Origin of the sequence: Streptomyces sp. CA-210063, from assembly GCF_024612015.1 — a bacterium.
Lineage (GTDB): Bacteria > Actinomycetota > Actinomycetes > Streptomycetales > Streptomycetaceae > Streptomyces.
Genome location: NZ_CP102512.1, coordinates 2,557,686 through 2,572,334 on the forward strand (window position 1 = coordinate 2,557,686; position 14,649 = coordinate 2,572,334).

Sequence of the window (14,649 nt, forward strand, 5' to 3'; positions counted from 1 at the left end):
AGAGTGACGATGACCGAGGCAGGGGGGTCGACCGGCCTGAACGGTACGGCGTATCCACCGGGCACACCTTGCTGGGTGAGTCTGATGGTGCACGGGACGGCCACGACCCAGGACTTCTACGGGGCGCTGTTCGGCTGGGAGTTCCAGCCCGGTCCCCAGCAGCTCGGCCCGTACGTGCGGGCACTGCTCGACGGGCGTCAGGTGGCGGGCATCGGCCAGTTGCCGCCCGACCGCCATCTTCCCATCGCCTGGACTCCGTACTTCGCCTCGGACGACGTGGATCTGACTGCGGAGACAGTGCGGAGCTGCGGCGGCACCGTCGGGGTCGGCCCGCTGGACGCCGGGGATGCGGGCCGACTGGCGATCGCCTCCGATCCCGCGGGCGCCGTCTTCGGCATCTGGCAGGCGGAGGAGCACGTCGGCGCGGACATCAAGGGCGCCCCCGGCACCCAAGCCTGGGACGAACTCCTCACCGTCGACAGCTCGCTCGTCGCCAAGTTCTACGAGACCGCCTTCGGCTACGACGAGGAGCCGACCGTCTCCGCCGACCTCGACTACGTCACCCTCCACATCGAGGGCCGCCCCGTCGCCGGCATCCATGGCGTCGGCAACGCCCTCCCCCGCGACCGAGGCCCCCACTGGCTGACCTACTTCGAGGTCACCGACCCCGACGAGGCCGCCAACCGCGTCATCGAACTGGGCGGCCACGTCCTCGAACCCACCCACGGCACTCCCCGCGGCTCTGTGGCCACCCTCGCCGACCCGGAGGGCGCCAAGTTCGCGGTGGTCCACACCGAACGCTGAGCCGTCGGCGCGATCGGTCGAACGATCAGGTGATCCCCAGGCGGTCTCGTCAGACCGTCTCGACCGGCAGGACGTCCGGGGAGAGGACGCTCGCGTGGGCCGTGGCCGCTGTCATGCGGCGGCGGTGGTGGCGGCGGCAGAGGACTTCGTAGCCGATGTCGTCGGGTTGGTTGACGTCGCCGACGACGACCTGGGCGCCCTCGACGACCATGTGGCCACCTATGGTGCGGGCGTTGTGGGTGGCGCGGGCGCCGCACCAGCAGAGGGCCTCGACCTGGAGGACCTCGACGCGGTCGGCCAGCTCGACCAGCCGCTGGGAGCCGGGGAAGAGCTTGGACCGGAAGTCGGTCGTGATGCCGAAGGCGTAGACGTCGAGGCCCAGGTCGTCCACGACGCGGGCGAGTTGGTCGATCTGCTCGGGGGCGAGGAACTGCGCCTCGTCGGCGATCACATAGTCCGCGCGGCGGCCCTGGGAGAGATGGTCGACGAGGTACCCGTAGAGGTCCTGGCCGTCCTCGACCTCCACGGCGTCGGTGACCAGGCCCAGCCGTGACGACAACTTGCCCTCGCCCGCGCGGTCGTCACGCGTGAAGATCATGCCCTGGAGGCCGCGCGCCGAGCGGTTGTGCTCTATCTGGAGGGCCAGCGTCGACTTCCCGCAGTCCATGGTTCCGGAGAAGAACACCAGCTCGGGCATGGTGAGTTGAGCACCTTTCGGCGAGGAGGCGAGGAGGCTGGGCGGATGACAGGACGGGCAGGGCTTCAGGAGCGTACTTCGAGGAGCGGGACGAGCTGTTCCACCGGCGTCATCGAGCCGTGGTTGCCGACCATCGCCGACTCCTTGGGTTCCCGCTCGGAGGCGGTGATCAGGACGTCGTCGCGTGCGGCCGCGACGACGTCACCGATGCGGGCGTACACGCGGTCGTCGACATGCGGTCCGAACCAGCCCGCCGCGATCGCCTCGTCGCGCGAGGCGATCCAGAACTGCTCACCGAGCACCTCGCGCCAGCAGGTCAGGACGTCCCTCTCGGCACCCGGCACCGCGTAGACGTGGCGGGCGCGGCCCTCACCGCCCAGAAGGGCGACCCCGGCGCGCAGTTCCCAGTCCTCGTCGAAGTCGATGCGGTGCTGCTCGTCGAACGGGATGTCGATCATGCCGTGGTCGGCCGTCACGTACAGGGCCGTGCGCGGCGGGAGTTGCTCCGCCAGGCGCTGGACCAGCCGGTCGACGTACATGAGCTGGCCGCGCCAGGCGTCCGAGTCGACACCGAAGCGGTGCCCCGCGCCGTCCAGCTCGGAGTAGTACGTGTAGATCAACGCGCGGTCCCCGGCAGCCAGTTGCTCAGCGGCCACGTCCATGCGGTCGTCGCCGGAGAGGCGGCCGTGGAAGGTGCCGCCGCTCAGCGCGATCTGGGTGAGGGGGGTGGTCTGGAAGGCCGGGGAGGTGACCTGGGCGGTGTGCACACCCGCCTCGTCGGCCAGCTGGAAGATCGTGGGGTACGGCTGCCACACGCGCGGCGACGTCCACGGCTGCCAGCGGAGCTGGTTCATCAGCTCCTCGGTCTCCGGGTTGCGGACCGTGTAGCCGGGCAGCCCGTGCGCGCCCGGCGGCAGGCCGGTACCCACGGAGGCGAGGGAGGTGGCGGTGGTGGCGGGGTAGCCCGCGGTGAGGGGGCGGCCGGTGCCACCGCGCGAGGACGCCAGCAGCGCGGTCATGAAGGGCGCCTCGTCCGGGTGCGCTCTCAGCTGCTCCCAGCCGAGACCGTCGATCAGGAACACGCAGTTCCGGTCGGCCGCCGTCAGCTCCGGTATCGAGGCCGTCGTACCGGGGACTTCCATGCCCGCCGCGAGGGTGGGCAGGAGGTCGGCGAGCGAGCCGGTGCCGTACTCGGGGACGGGGGCGGAGCCGACGGCGAGGGGTTCCGGGTGGTCCCAGGTGGACAGCGCCATCAGCGGGCGGGGTCCGCGGTCGCCTCGGAGAGGGACTGCGCGAAGGTGAGGGCCTGGCGCACGGTCTCCGGGCCGTCCCCGGCCTCGCTCACGCGCAGGCTGAGGTCGTCCGCCGTCGAGCTGCCCGTGTACCCGTGGTCCGCCTCGCAGTTGGGGTCGCCGCAGGCGGCGGGCTCCAGGTCGATGCGGGAGACGGCGCCCCAGCCGATGGTCAGGACGACCTCGCGGGGCGGGGTGCCCGGTGTGTAGGACTCGGGGTTGGCGACGACCCGGCTGACCACGACCGACGAGATCCGGCCGATCTTCACCGACTCCGTCGACGTCGTGGCGTACGGCGTCGGCGAGGTGCTGTCCGCGGCCTGCTCGTCGGTGTGGCTCACGATGAAGCGGTTGGCGGTCAGGACGAGCACGGTGACGTGCCGCCGCACCTCGTTCGCGTCGAACGTCGTCTCCTGATGCACCAGGTACGACTTGATGGCCTCGCCGCCGACAGCGGCCTCCACCGCCTCGGCCACGAGGGCCGGGTAGTAGCCGCTGCGCTCGATCGCCGCACGCAGCCCCTGGGTCGTCGTACTGGTCTTGGCCATGACGTCCATCCTACGGTGGCGCACTGACTGCGAGGGACCGCTCTGCCGTCTCTGTTCTGTCGTGGACCGATCAATGCGCGGGGCCGTGCGCCGTCCCTGCGGGGTCCGCGCGCCGTCTTCGGTGTGCCGGGAGCGTCGTCCTCAGTACACCGGAAGCGTCCGCGGGCCGAGGTCGTCGCGGGCGGGCGGGCGCGCGAGCCGTACGGTGGCGCCGAGCACGCTCAGCCCGCGCGGGGCGACGACGACGGGCTCCAGGGAGACCGCCACCACCTCGGGGTGGTCGTCGACCAGGCGGGAGACCCGCAGCAGCAGCTCCTCCAGCGCCTCCGTGTCCACGGGGGCGGAGCCGCGCCAGCCGAAGAGGAGCGGAGCCGTCCGGATCGACCGGACCAGCGAGGCCGCGTCCCGCTCGGTGGCCGGAATCAGGCGGTGCGCCATGTCGCCGAGCAGCTGCGACGCGGGCCCGGCGAGCCCGAAGGAGAGCACCGCTCCGGCCGCCGGGTCGATCACCGTTCGCACGATCGTGTCGACTCCGCGCGGGGCCATGCCCTGCACGACCGGGCGCAGCTCCGCCGGCCCACCGAACAACTCCGTCAACTCCGCGTACGCCCGTCGCAGTTGCTCCTCGTCCGCCAGCTCGAGCCGTACGCCGCCCAGGTCGGCCCGGTGCCGCAGGTGCGGGGCGGTCGTCTTGAGCGCCACCGGGTAGCCGATGGCCCGGGCGGCCGCCGCGGCCTCGTCGGGCGTGGGCGCGGGCCGGGCCTCCCGCACGCGGATGCCGTACCGCGCGAGCAGCGCGACCGTCTCCCGCGCCCCGAGCGTCAGCCCCTCGCCCCTGGCCAGCAACGCGTCGATCTGCTCGGCCGCCCCCTTCTCATCGATGTCCTCGTACTCGGGCACCCGCCCCGGCTCGGCCGCCTCCCGCCGCCACTGCGCGTAGTTCACGGCTTCGGAGAGAGCGCGGACGGCACGCTCGGCGGCGGGGTAGGCGGGGATGAGGTGCGCTTCGGAGGGGGGCGCCGCCGCGTCGGCCCGCCCTGCCTGCGGAGCCGTCCCGATCCCCTCCGTTCCCACGGTGGGCAGTCGTTCCGCAGGACGATGGGGGTCCCCCCGGTCGAGCGAAGCCGAGAGTGGGGAAGGGTGGGCACCGCCCGCAGCGCCGGGCGCCTTGTCTCCGGCCTGAGGCGCGGTACTGGCCGCGGCCGACAACGCCTCGGCGAGCCCGCCCAGCTCGACGTGCACGACAAGCACCGGCTTGCACGGATTCGCGGCTGCCGCGGACCGCAGCGCCTCGGCCAGAGCCGCGTCACCGGGCGATGTCTCCCCCAACGCCGGTATCGCCGTCACCACGACCGCATCGCACGACTCGTCCGCCAGCGCCCCCGACAGGGCCCGCCGGAAGTCCTCCGCTGAAGCCCCGGTCGTCAGATCCACGGGGGGCGACGGGCGGAGCCCCTCCGCGAGGCACGCGTCATAGGTGAGCATCCCCAACGACTCCGAGTTCCCCACGATCGCCACCCGCGGCCCCGCCGGCAGCGGCTGCCGGGCCAGGAGCAGCCCCGCGTCCACCAGTTCCGTGATCGTGTCGACCCGGATCACCCCGGCCTGCCGCAGCAGCGCGGACACGGTGGTGTGGGGCAACCGCGTGGCGCGTACGGCATGGCCCTGCGGAGCGGAACCGTGGCGCGCCCCCTGCACCACCACGAGCGGCTTGACCGCCGCCGTGCGCCGGGCGAGGCGGGTGAACTTGCGCGGGTTGCCGATGGACTCCAGGTACATCAGGACGACATCGGTGTCCGCGTCCTCGTACCAGTACTGGATGACGTCGTTCCCGGACACGTCCGCGCGGTTGCCGGACGACACGAAGGTCGAGACGCCGGTGACCCCGGTGACGCCTCCCCCGCGCCGGTGCAGCCGGGACAGCAGGGCGATCCCGATGGCGCCGGACTGGGCGAAGAGGCCGATGCGCCCGGAGCGCGGCATCTCGGGGGCGAGCGAGGCGTTGAGCCGTACGTCGGGGGCGGTGTTGATGATCCCGAAGGCGTTCGGCCCGATGATGCGCATGCCGTACGTGCGCGCCTGGCGCACCAGTTCGCGCTGGCGCTCGCGTCCTTCGGGGCCGCTCTCGGCGTATCCGGCGGAGACGACCACGAGCCCCTGCACGCCGTGTTCACCGCACTCGGCGACGATCTCGGGGACGTGGGCGGCCGGTACGGCGACGACCGCGAGGTCGACGGGGCCCTCGATGTCCCCGATGGACCGGTAGGCCGCGACCCCGTCGAGCTCCTTGTCCTGCACGGCCTTGTTCACCGCGTACAACTGCCCTGTGAACCCCGCGTCCCGGAGGTTGGCGAGCACACTGCGGCCCACTCCGCCCGGCGTGCGCCCGGCGCCGATGACGGCGACCGAGCCGGGGGCCAGGAGCCGCTGGACGGACCGGGCCTCGGCGCGCTGCTCCCGTGCGCGCTGTACGGCGAGGGAGCGGTCGGTGGGCTCCAGGTCGAACTCCAGGCGTACGACGCCGTCCTCGAAGCTGCGCTTCTGCTGGTACCCGGCGTCGGTGAACACCTTGATCATCTTGCTGTTTGCGGGCAGCACCTCGGCGGCGAAGCGTCTGATGTCGCGCTCGCGGGCGACGGCGGCGATGTGTTCGAGGAGGGCGGAGGCGACACCGCGGCCCTGGTGGGCGTCCTGGACGAGGAAGGCGACCTCGGCCTCGTCGGCGGGGGCCGACGCGGGCATTCCATCGGCGCCGATGCGGTCGTAGCGTACGGTGGCGATGAACTCGCCGCCGACGGTGGCGGCGAGCCCCACCCGGTCCACGAAGTCGTGGTGCGTGAAGCGGTGGACGTCCTTGGCGGACAGGCGAGGGTACGGCGCGAAGAAGCGGTAGTACTTCGACTCGTCCGAGACCTGCTCGTAGAAGCTGACGAGACGCTCGGCGTCATCAACGGTGATGGGCCTGATGCGTGCGGTGCCGCCGTCACGCAGCACCACGTCGGCCTCCCAGTGGGCGGGGTACTCGTGCCGGTCCGACGAGGTCTGCATGGGCCCCAGAGTACGGCTCGCGTACGACAACGGCGCGGGGCAGTCTGGGGAAGCACGACAGAAGAACAACACAAGGACAGCAGCCGGTTCGCGGTCAGGCCGTGGGCCCGGTCCGGCGCGCTGCACGATATGGGAAACTGGTCTAGACAACCGGTCTAGACCTCTCTGAAGTACCCGAGACACCTGAAGGGCAGCATCACATGGCTGAGCGCCGCGTCAACGTCGGCTGGGCCGAGGGCCTCCACGCCCGCCCCGCATCCATCTTCGTCCGGGCCACCACGGCCTCCGGTATCCCCGTGACGATCGCCAAGGCCGACGGGAACCCCGTCAACGCGGCCTCCATGCTGGCGGTCCTGGGCCTGGGCGCCCAGGGCGGCGAGGAGATCGTGCTCGCCTCCGAGGCCGAGGGCGCGGACATCGCGCTCGACCGCCTGGCGAAGCTCGTGGCCGAGGGGCTCGAGGAGCTCCCCGAGACGGTCTGAGTAACGCGATAAAGGCCTGAAAAGGCACCCGCAGGCACCATCGAAGGGCTCGTCCGATTTATCGGGCGAGCCCTTCGCATTTCCCTGTCACACGTGGGGAGAAAATCTCTCTGCGGGCAGCAGAAATAATGCCCTTCGAATTTCTTCCCTCTTTGTATACGGCTCCCGTGTTAATGCCGGAGGCTCGGCATGTTTACGGGGTGTTGCGAAGTCCTCACACGCTCCGGGCGCTCCGCCCCGCCGGGCCCGGCGGGAAATCGGAGCCGGTGTGCGGCGGTGGCGCGCTCGGTGTGCAGGGACGTGATGGTCCGGGCCCGCTCGCCGTCGCCGCGCGCGACGGCGTCCACGATGCCGCCGTGCTCCGCCCAGGACTCCACGGGGTTGGCCGGCGCCTCGACCGCGTACATCCAGGCGATCTTGTGCCGCAGTTGGGCGAGTGTCGAGGTCAGCGCGGGACTGCCGGACGCCTGTGCGAGCGTCTCGTGGAACCAGCCGCCCAGGGAGCGCAGATCCTCGCTGTTGCCCCGCCTGGCGCGCTCCTGGCCCAGTCTGACCAGGCCGCGCAGCACCTTGAGGTGCGCCTCCGTGCGGCGCTGCGCGGCGCGGGCGGCGCCCAGCGGCTCCAGCAGCATGCGCATCTCCAGCAGGTCGGCGGCCTCCTGCTCGGTCGGCTCGGCGACACACGCGCCCGCGTGCCGACGGGTCACGACGAAGCCCTCGGCCTCCAGCGTGCGCAGCGCCTCGCGCACGGGGACGCGGCTGACGCCGTACCGGCGGGCGAGCAGTTCCTCGGTGAGGCGGCTGCCGCGCTCGTAGACACCCGCGACGATGTCATCACGGATCGCCGTGCATACCGAGTGCGCCGGAATACGCATGACCGACCTCCGCCTTAATCCCCGTGAAACGTCGATGATTGACGTGTGTTCCAGCGACTCTATTGCAGTGAGCCGGAATTTCCGATGCCGGACCGGAATCCAGGGATATTTTTTGGACAGGAGGTACGTCACAACGCGGAAAGCCCCGGCTCGGTGAGCCGGGGCCTCGGGGTGAGCGCCGGAGCGTCAGACGTTCACGCCGTGCGAGCGCAGATACGCGACGGGGTCGATGTCCGAGCCGTACTCGGCCGTCGTGCGTGCCTCGAAGTGCAGGTGCGCGCCGGTGACGTTGCCGGTCGCCCCGGAGAGGCCTATCTGCTGGCCGGGGGTGACCGTCTGGCCGACGGAGACGCCGATGGACGACAGGTGGCCGTACTGGGTGTACGTGCCGTCGTTCATCTTGATCACGATGTTGTTGCCGTACGCGCCGCCCCAGCCCGCCTCGAGGACGATGCCGGAGCCGACCGCGTGGACGGCGGTACCGGACGCGGCGTGGAAGTCGACGCCGGTGTGGCTGCCGGAGGACCAGACGGCGCCGCCGGCCTTGTAGCCGGTGGAGATGTACGAGCCGCTGATCGGGGAGACATAGGCGTTGAGGCGCTCACGCTCAGCGGCGCGGGCGGCACGCGCCTCGACCTCCTCGCGCTCCTCGGCGGCGGCCCGTTCCTGCTCGGCCTTCTCGGCGGCGGCCTTCCTGGCCTCCTCCTGCGCCTTCTTCTTGACGGCAGCCACCTCGGCGGCCTGCTGCTGCGCGGCGGCCTGGGCGTCCACCTGGTCGGCGACCGTGTCGCCGAGGACGATGATCTGGTTCAGGCCGGTCTGCTCGACGGCGGGCTCCTCCGCGGCGAGCGCGGGAGCGGCCAGGGTGCCGATGACACCGGTGGTGGTGAGTGCGGCGACGCCCACGTTCCTCGTGGTCGTGCGCTTCACACGGCCGGGGCGGCGGTGCTTCCCGGGGGCGCGGGTGAACGCCATGAAGTGGCTGGTCCTTTCCTTCCCTCTCGCCTACCGGGTTAGCTGACGGGTTCGGAGCAGGAAGGTCTCCTACGGCTGCCCCTCGTTTCGCGTCGCTCGCGAAGGGCACCCGATTCACCCCAGGGACTGCGATGGGTCCCCGGCTCCCCTGGCTCGCGCCGTACGGGGACTCGGCGATGACTGTCCGGTGCCGCGGCTGCGGCGCACTGCTGACGAACAGCCGGACCGACGCTAAGTGGGCCGCCTTCGAAATAACAAACGGATCACGGGATTTGTTGCCTACGCCACAGGTCAGACACGCAACCTCCGCCATCAATACGGACAAACGAGGGCCCTGGTGACTCTTCCGTCACCAGGGCCCCTGAGGCACGCGTCCCTTTGTCCGGGTTCTCCTCGGACTTCTACTCGGCCGGTACGACGGTGACTTCGCCGATGCCGAGGGCCCTGACCGGCTCCTCGATCTGCTCGGCGTCGCCGACGAGGACGGTCACCAGTCGGTCCACCGGGAAGGCGCTCACGGCGGCCGCGGTGGCCTCCACCGTGCCGGTGGCGGCGAGTTGGCGGTACAGCGTCGACTGGTAGTCGTCCGGCAGGTACTGCTCGACCTGGTCGGCCAGCGTGCTCGCCACGGCCGCGGCCGTCTCGAACTTGAGGGGGGCGACCCCGACGAGGTTCTGCACGGCGACGTCCCGCTCGGCGTCGGTCAGGCCCTCGGCGGCGAGGGTGCGCAGCACCGTCCACAGGTCCTCGAGCGCCGGGCCGGTGTTCGGGGTGTCGACGGAGCCGCTGATGGCCAGCATCGCGGCGCCCGAGCCGTCGGGCGCGGAGCGCAGCACCTGGCCGAACGCGCGCACGCCGTAGGTGTAGCCCTTCTCCTCGCGCAGGACACGGTCCAGGCGGGAGGTGAGGGTGCCGCCGAGGCAGTAGGTGCCGAGCACCTGGGCCGGCCACACGCGGTCGTGCCGGTCGGCGCCCACCCGGCCGATGAGCAGCTGGGTCTGGACGGAGCCGGGGCGGTCCACGATGATCACCCGTCCGGTGTCGTCGGCGGTGACCGACGGCACGGGGCGCGGCTTGGCCGGGGAGCCTGTCCAGGCGCCCAGGGTGTCGCCCAGCACCGCGTCGAGGTCGACGCCGGTGAGGTCGCCGACGACCACGGCGGTGGCCGTGGAGGGGCGTACGTGCCTCTCGTAGAAGGCGCGTACGGCCGCGGAGTCGATGCCCTCGACGGTCTCCTCGGTGCCCTGGCGGGGGCGGGACATCCGCGAGTCGGCCGGGAACAACTGCCTGGAGAGCTCCTTCGCGGCCCGGCGGCCCGGGTTGGCGGTCTCATGCGGGATCTCGTCGAGCCGGTTGGCCACCAGCCGCTCGATCTCGCTGTCCTCGAACGCGGGTGCCCGCAGCGCGTCGGCGAGCAGACCGAGCGCCTTCGCCAGCCGTGACACGGGCACCTCGAGGGACAGCCGTACGCCGGGGTGGTCGGCGTGCGAGTCGAGGGTGGCGCCGCAGCGCTCCAGCTCGGCGGCGAACTCCTCGGCGGTGTGCTTGTCGGTGCCCTCGGAGAAGGCCCTGGTCATGATGGTGGCGACGCCGTCCAGGCCGACGGGCTCGGCCTCCAGGGGCGCGTCGAGGAGGACTTCGACGGCGACGACCTGCTGGCCGGGGCGGTGGCAGCGCAGCACGGTCAGGCCGTTGTCCAGGGTGCCGCGCTCGGGCGCGGGGAACGCCCAGGGCCTGGCCTCGCCGGCCTGGGGCTGCGGGTGGAAGTCCATGGTCGCGAGCTCGGTCACTTCGCCGACTCCTCGTTCTCGTCGGTGGTGGCGGTGGCCTCCGCCACGGCGGCTTCCTCTTCGTCGCCCTCTTCGCCGTCGACGGGCTCGTAGACGAGTACCGCGCGGTTGTCGGGCCGCAGGCGGGCCTTGGCGATCTCCTGGACCTCGTCGGCCGTCACTTCGAGGACGCGGTCGACGGCGGTGAGGGCGAGCTTCGGGTCGCCGAACAGGACCGCGAACCGGCACAGTTCGTCGGCGCGGCCCGCGACCGTGCCGAGCCGGTCCAGCCACTCGCGCTCCAGCTGGGCCTGGGCACGCTCCATCTCCTCCGCCGTGGGACCCTCCGCGGCGAACCGGGCCAGCTCCTCGTCGACGGCGGCCTCGATGACGGGCACCTCGACATCGCCCGAGGTCTTCACGTCCAGCCACGCCACGGAGGGCGCGCCGGCCAGCCGCAACAGGCCGAACCCGGCCGTCACGGCCGTGCGGTCACGGCGTACGAGCCGGTTGTACAGGCGGGAGGACTCGCCGCCGCCGAGGATCGTGAGCGCCAGGTCGGCCGCGTCGCACGCGCGCGTGCCGTCCTCGGGCAGCCGGTAGGCGGCCATCAACGCGCGCGCGGGCACCTTCTCCTCGACGACCTCGCGCAGCTGCTCGCCGATGATGTCGGGGAGTGTGCCGTCACGGGGCTCGGGCTTGCCGTCGTACGCCGGGATGGAGCCGAAGTACTTCTCGATCCACGCGAGCGTCTGCTCCGGGTCGATGTCGCCGACGACCGAGAGGACGGCGTTGTTGGGCGCGTAGTAGGTGCGGAAGAACTGGCGAGCGTCCTCCAGGCTGGCCGCCGACAGGTCCTCCATCGAGCCGATGGGGGTGTGACGGTAGGGGTGGCCCTCCGGGTAGGCCAGGCGGAAGATCTTCTCGAAGACGGTGCCGTACGGCACGTTGTCGTACCGCTGCCGGCGCTCGTTCTTGACGACGTCCCGCTGGTTGTCCAGGTTCTTCTGGTCGAGCGCGACCAGCAGGCTGCCCATGCGGTCCGCCTCCAGCCACAGCGCGAGCTCCAGCTGGTGGGTGGGCATGGTCTCGAAGTAGTTGGTGCGCTCCCAGCTCGTCGTGCCGTTCAGCGAACCGCCGGCGCCCTGGACCAGCTCGAAGTGACCGTTGCCCGGGACCTGCTTCGAACCCTGGAACATCAGGTGCTCGAAGAGGTGGGCGAGGCCGGTGCGGCCCTCGACCTCGTGGCGCGAGCCGACGTCGTACCAGAGGCACACCGCGGCGACCGGGGTCAGGTGGTCCTCGGAGAGCACCACGCGCAGGCCGTTGTCCAGGCGGTGCTCCTTCACTGTCAGGCCTTCGGAGCCTGCCTCGGCTGTGGCCGTGTGACCCATGGGCATGTACATCCCTTCGCTGGCGAGAGCGGTCGGTGAAAACCGCGGTTGTCCTGCCGTTCCTGCCACTGTATGCAAGCGCGCGGGCCCTCGGATAAGTTCCCGGACGACGTACGCCGAGGGCGAGAGCGGGGTCGCAGTCGGCGGGAAGTGGTTACAGTCGGCGCACGCTGTTGACGCGGCGGCTCGGAGCGCCGGGCCCGGCGGTCGGAGCCGGGCCGTGTCCGCGTTGTCGGTGCGGCAGTCCACAATGGTCCGCGTCAGAGTCCATTCACGTCTCAGCAAGGAGCCGGCAGCGATGGCCCGCCGCAGCACGAAGACCCCGCCGCCCGACGACGCGTACGAGGAGAAGATCCTCGACATCGACGTCGTCGACGAGATGCAGGGCTCCTTCCTGGAGTACGCGTACTCGGTCATCTACTCCCGAGCCCTGCCGGACGCCCGTGACGGTCTGAAGCCGGTGCACCGGCGGATCGTCTACCAGATGAACGAGATGGGCCTGCGCCCCGACCGCGGCTACGTGAAGTGCGCCCGCGTCGTCGGCGAGGTCATGGGTAAGTTGCACCCGCACGGCGACTCGTCGATCTACGACGCCCTGGTGCGCCTCGCCCAGCCCTTCTCCATGCGGCTCCCGCTGGTCGACGGCCACGGCAACTTCGGCTCACTGGGCAACGACGACCCGCCGGCCGCCATGCGGTACACCGAGTGCCGGATGGCCGACGCGACGAGCCTGATGACGGAGTCGATCGAGGAGAACACGGTCGACTTCGCGCCCAACTACGACGGCCAGGAACAGGAGCCGGTGGCACTGCCCGCCGCCTTCCCGAACCTGCTGGTCAACGGCGCGTCCGGCATCGCCGTCGGCATGGCCACCAATATGCCGCCGCACAACCTGGGCGAGGTCATCGCGGCCGCCCGCCACCTCATCAGGTACCCGAACGCCGACCTGGACACGCTGATGAAGCACGTCCCGGGCCCCGACCTGCCCACCGGCGGCCGGATCGTCGGCCTCTCCGGGATCAGGGACGCGTACGCGACGGGCCGCGGCACCTTCAAGATCCGCGCCACGGTGACGGTGGACAACGTGACGGCCCGCCGCAAGGGCCTGATCGTCACCGAACTGCCGTTCGCCGTCGGCCCGGAGAAGGTGATCGCCAAGATCAAGGACCTGGTCGGCTCCAAGAAGCTGCAGGGCATCGCCGACGTCAAGGACCTCACCGACCGCGCGCACGGCCTGCGCCTCGTCATCGAGATCAAGAACGGCTTCGTACCGGAGGCCGTCCTGGAGCAGCTCTACAAGCTGACGCCGATGGAGGAGTCCTTCGGCATCAACAACGTGGCCCTGGTCGACGGCCAGCCCCTCACCCTGGGCCTCAAGGAGCTCCTGGAGGTCTACCTCGACCACCGCTTCGAGGTCGTACGACGCCGCTCGGAGTTCCGCCGCAGCAAGCGGCGCGACCGTCTGCACCTGGTCGAGGGCCTGCTCACCGCGCTGGTGGACATCGACGAGGTCATCCGTCTGATCCGCTCCAGCGACAACTCCGCACAGGCCAAGGAGCGCCTGATCGAGCGCTTCTCCCTGTCGGACATCCAGACGCAGTACATCCTCGACACCCCGCTGCGCCGCCTCACCAGGTTCGACCGCATCGAGCTGGAGTCCGAGAAGGACAGGCTCAACGCCGAGATCGCGGAGCTGACGCGCATCCTGGACTCGGACGCGGAGCTGCGCAAGCTGGTCTCCGGTGAACTGGCCGCGGTGGCGAAGAAGTTCGGCACCGAGCGGCGTACGGTGCTGCTGGAGTCCTCGGGCACCCAGGTGGCCACGGTCCCGCTCCAGGTGGCGGACGACCCGTGCCGGGTGCTGCTGTCGTCGACGGGTCTGCTGGCCCGTACGGCCAACGGCGAGCCCTTCGCGGCCGACGAGGACGGCAAGCGGGCCAAGCACGACGTCATCGTCTCGGCGGTCCCGGCGACGGCCCGGGGCGAGGTGGGCGCGGTGACCTCCACCGGCCGCCTGCTGCGCCTGAACGTGGTCGACCTGCCGCAGCTGCCGGACACATCGGCGGCCCCCAACCTGTCGGGCGGCGCCCCGCTCACGGAGTTCCTCTCCCTCCAGGACGGCGAGACGATCATCTGTCTGACGACGCTCGACGAGTCGTCGCCCGGGCTGGCCATCGGCACCGAGCAGGGTGTCGTCAAGCGTGTGGTCCCCGACTATCCGTCCAACAAGGAGGAGCTGGAGGTCATCACGCTCAAGGAGGGCGACCGGATCGTCGGCGCCATCGAGCTGCGCACCGGCGAGGAGGACCTGGTCTTCATCACGGACGATGCCCAGCTGCTGCGCTACCAGGCCTCCCAGGTCCGTCCGCAGGGCCGCCCGGCCGGCGGCATGACCGGCATCAAGCTCACCGAGGGCGCGAAGGTCATCTCCTTCACCGCCGTCGACCCGGCCGTGGACGCGGTCGTCTTCACGGTGGCGGGCTCCCGCGGCACCCTCGACGACTCCGTCCAGACCACGGGCAAGCTCACCCCCTTCGACCAGTACCCCCGCAAGGGCCGCGCCACGGGCGGTGTCCGCTGCCAGCGGTTCCTCAAGGGCGAGGACTGCCTGTCCGTCGCCTGGGCGGGCCCCGTCCCGGCCCGCGCCGCACAGAAGAACGGCATGCCGGCCGACCTCCCGGAGATGGACCCGCGCCGCGACGGCTCGGGCGTGTCCCTGAGCAAGACGGTGTCGGTGGTGGCGGGTCCGGTGTGAGCCTGAGCCT

The 14,649-nt window shown here is 71.2% G+C and carries 11 protein-coding genes and 1 riboswitch; of the genes, 3 read left to right on the forward strand and 8 right to left on the reverse strand.

The window, feature by feature from the left end:
• Positions 1–9 precede the first annotated feature (9 nt).
• Positions 10–804, forward strand: coding sequence for a VOC family protein (locus JIX56_RS11070; RefSeq protein WP_257539723.1), 795 nt, complete (start codon positions 10–12; stop codon positions 802–804).
• Between the two features lie 49 nt (positions 805–853).
• Here the strand turns inward: JIX56_RS11070 and JIX56_RS11075 are convergent, their stop codons facing one another.
• From JIX56_RS11075 to JIX56_RS11090, 4 genes are all read right to left on the reverse strand, one after another.
• Positions 854–1,501, reverse strand: coding sequence for a thymidine kinase (locus JIX56_RS11075; RefSeq protein ID WP_257539725.1), 648 nt, complete (start codon positions 1,499–1,501; stop codon positions 854–856).
• Between the two features lie 65 nt (positions 1,502–1,566).
• The gene (locus tag JIX56_RS11080; RefSeq protein ID WP_257539727.1) at positions 1,567–2,754 is read right to left on the reverse strand and encodes an alkaline phosphatase family protein; all 1,188 of its coding nucleotides are present in this window, start codon (positions 2,752–2,754) and stop codon (positions 1,567–1,569) included.
• Positions 2,754–3,341 (reverse strand): DUF5998 family protein, encoded by a 588-nt coding sequence (locus tag JIX56_RS11085; protein WP_257539729.1) that lies wholly within the window; start codon positions 3,339–3,341, stop codon positions 2,754–2,756. The genes JIX56_RS11080 and JIX56_RS11085 overlap by 1 nt, the downstream gene beginning before the upstream one ends.
• Before the next feature lie 141 nt (positions 3,342–3,482).
• The gene (locus JIX56_RS11090) at positions 3,483–6,389 is read right to left on the reverse strand and encodes a bifunctional acetate--CoA ligase family protein/GNAT family N-acetyltransferase (protein WP_257539731.1); all 2,907 of its coding nucleotides are present in this window, start codon (positions 6,387–6,389) and stop codon (positions 3,483–3,485) included.
• 200 nt (positions 6,390–6,589) lie between these two features.
• Here JIX56_RS11090 and JIX56_RS11095 point away from each other — a divergent pair, with 200 nt between their 5' ends.
• Complete coding sequence (locus JIX56_RS11095) at positions 6,590–6,871, forward strand: HPr family phosphocarrier protein (protein WP_257539733.1); 282 nt, start codon at positions 6,590–6,592, stop codon at positions 6,869–6,871.
• Positions 6,872–7,041: 170 nt separating this feature from the next.
• Here the strand turns inward: JIX56_RS11095 and JIX56_RS11100 are convergent, their stop codons facing one another.
• The 4 genes from JIX56_RS11100 to JIX56_RS11115 form a co-directional block, all read right to left on the reverse strand.
• Positions 7,042–7,746, reverse strand: a complete 705-nt coding sequence (locus JIX56_RS11100; RefSeq protein ID WP_257539734.1) for a GntR family transcriptional regulator — start codon at positions 7,744–7,746, stop codon at positions 7,042–7,044.
• A 186-nt stretch (positions 7,747–7,932) separates the two neighbouring features.
• Positions 7,933–8,721 carry a M23 family metallopeptidase gene (locus JIX56_RS11105; protein ID WP_257539736.1) on the reverse strand — a complete coding sequence of 263 codons (789 nt, stop codon included), beginning with the start codon at positions 8,719–8,721 and terminating at the stop codon, positions 7,933–7,935.
• 12 nt (positions 8,722–8,733) lie between these two features.
• Positions 8,734–8,907, reverse strand: a riboswitch (cyclic di-AMP (ydaO/yuaA leader).
• A gap of 215 nt (positions 8,908–9,122) precedes the next feature.
• A complete protein-coding gene (locus tag JIX56_RS11110; RefSeq protein WP_257539738.1) occupies positions 9,123–10,511 on the reverse strand; it encodes a M16 family metallopeptidase in 1,389 nt (462 codons plus the stop codon).
• Positions 10,508–11,890 carry a M16 family metallopeptidase gene (locus tag JIX56_RS11115; protein ID WP_257539739.1) on the reverse strand — a complete coding sequence of 461 codons (1,383 nt, stop codon included), beginning with the start codon at positions 11,888–11,890 and terminating at the stop codon, positions 10,508–10,510. The genes JIX56_RS11110 and JIX56_RS11115 overlap by 4 nt, the downstream gene beginning before the upstream one ends.
• Before the next feature lie 292 nt (positions 11,891–12,182).
• On the opposite strand from JIX56_RS11115, the gene JIX56_RS11120 reads away from it, so the two are divergent.
• Positions 12,183–14,639, forward strand: a complete 2,457-nt coding sequence (locus JIX56_RS11120) for a DNA gyrase/topoisomerase IV subunit A (protein WP_257539741.1) — start codon at positions 12,183–12,185, stop codon at positions 14,637–14,639.
• Positions 14,640–14,649 lie beyond the last annotated feature (10 nt).

What these genes read in the sequence shown, in the direction of transcription:
- JIX56_RS11070 (WP_257539723.1), top strand. Translation starts at nt 10, where the DNA reads ATGACCGAGGCAGGGGGGTCGACCGGCCTGAACGGTACGGCGTATCCA.
- JIX56_RS11075 (WP_257539725.1), bottom strand. Translation starts at nt 1,501, where the DNA reads ATGCCCGAGCTGGTGTTCTTCTCCGGAACCATGGACTGCGGGAAGTCG.
- JIX56_RS11080 (WP_257539727.1), bottom strand. Translation starts at nt 2,754, where the DNA reads ATGGCGCTGTCCACCTGGGACCACCCGGAACCCCTCGCCGTCGGCTCC.
- JIX56_RS11085 (WP_257539729.1), bottom strand. Translation starts at nt 3,341, where the DNA reads ATGGCCAAGACCAGTACGACGACCCAGGGGCTGCGTGCGGCGATCGAG.
- JIX56_RS11090 (WP_257539731.1), bottom strand. Translation starts at nt 6,389, where the DNA reads ATGCAGACCTCGTCGGACCGGCACGAGTACCCCGCCCACTGGGAGGCC.
- JIX56_RS11095 (WP_257539733.1), top strand. Translation starts at nt 6,590, where the DNA reads ATGGCTGAGCGCCGCGTCAACGTCGGCTGGGCCGAGGGCCTCCACGCC.
- JIX56_RS11100 (WP_257539734.1), bottom strand. Translation starts at nt 7,746, where the DNA reads ATGCGTATTCCGGCGCACTCGGTATGCACGGCGATCCGTGATGACATC.
- JIX56_RS11105 (WP_257539736.1), bottom strand. Translation starts at nt 8,721, where the DNA reads ATGGCGTTCACCCGCGCCCCCGGGAAGCACCGCCGCCCCGGCCGTGTG.
- JIX56_RS11115 (WP_257539739.1), bottom strand. Translation starts at nt 11,890, where the DNA reads ATGCCCATGGGTCACACGGCCACAGCCGAGGCAGGCTCCGAAGGCCTG.
- JIX56_RS11120 (WP_257539741.1), top strand. Translation starts at nt 12,183, where the DNA reads ATGGCCCGCCGCAGCACGAAGACCCCGCCGCCCGACGACGCGTACGAG.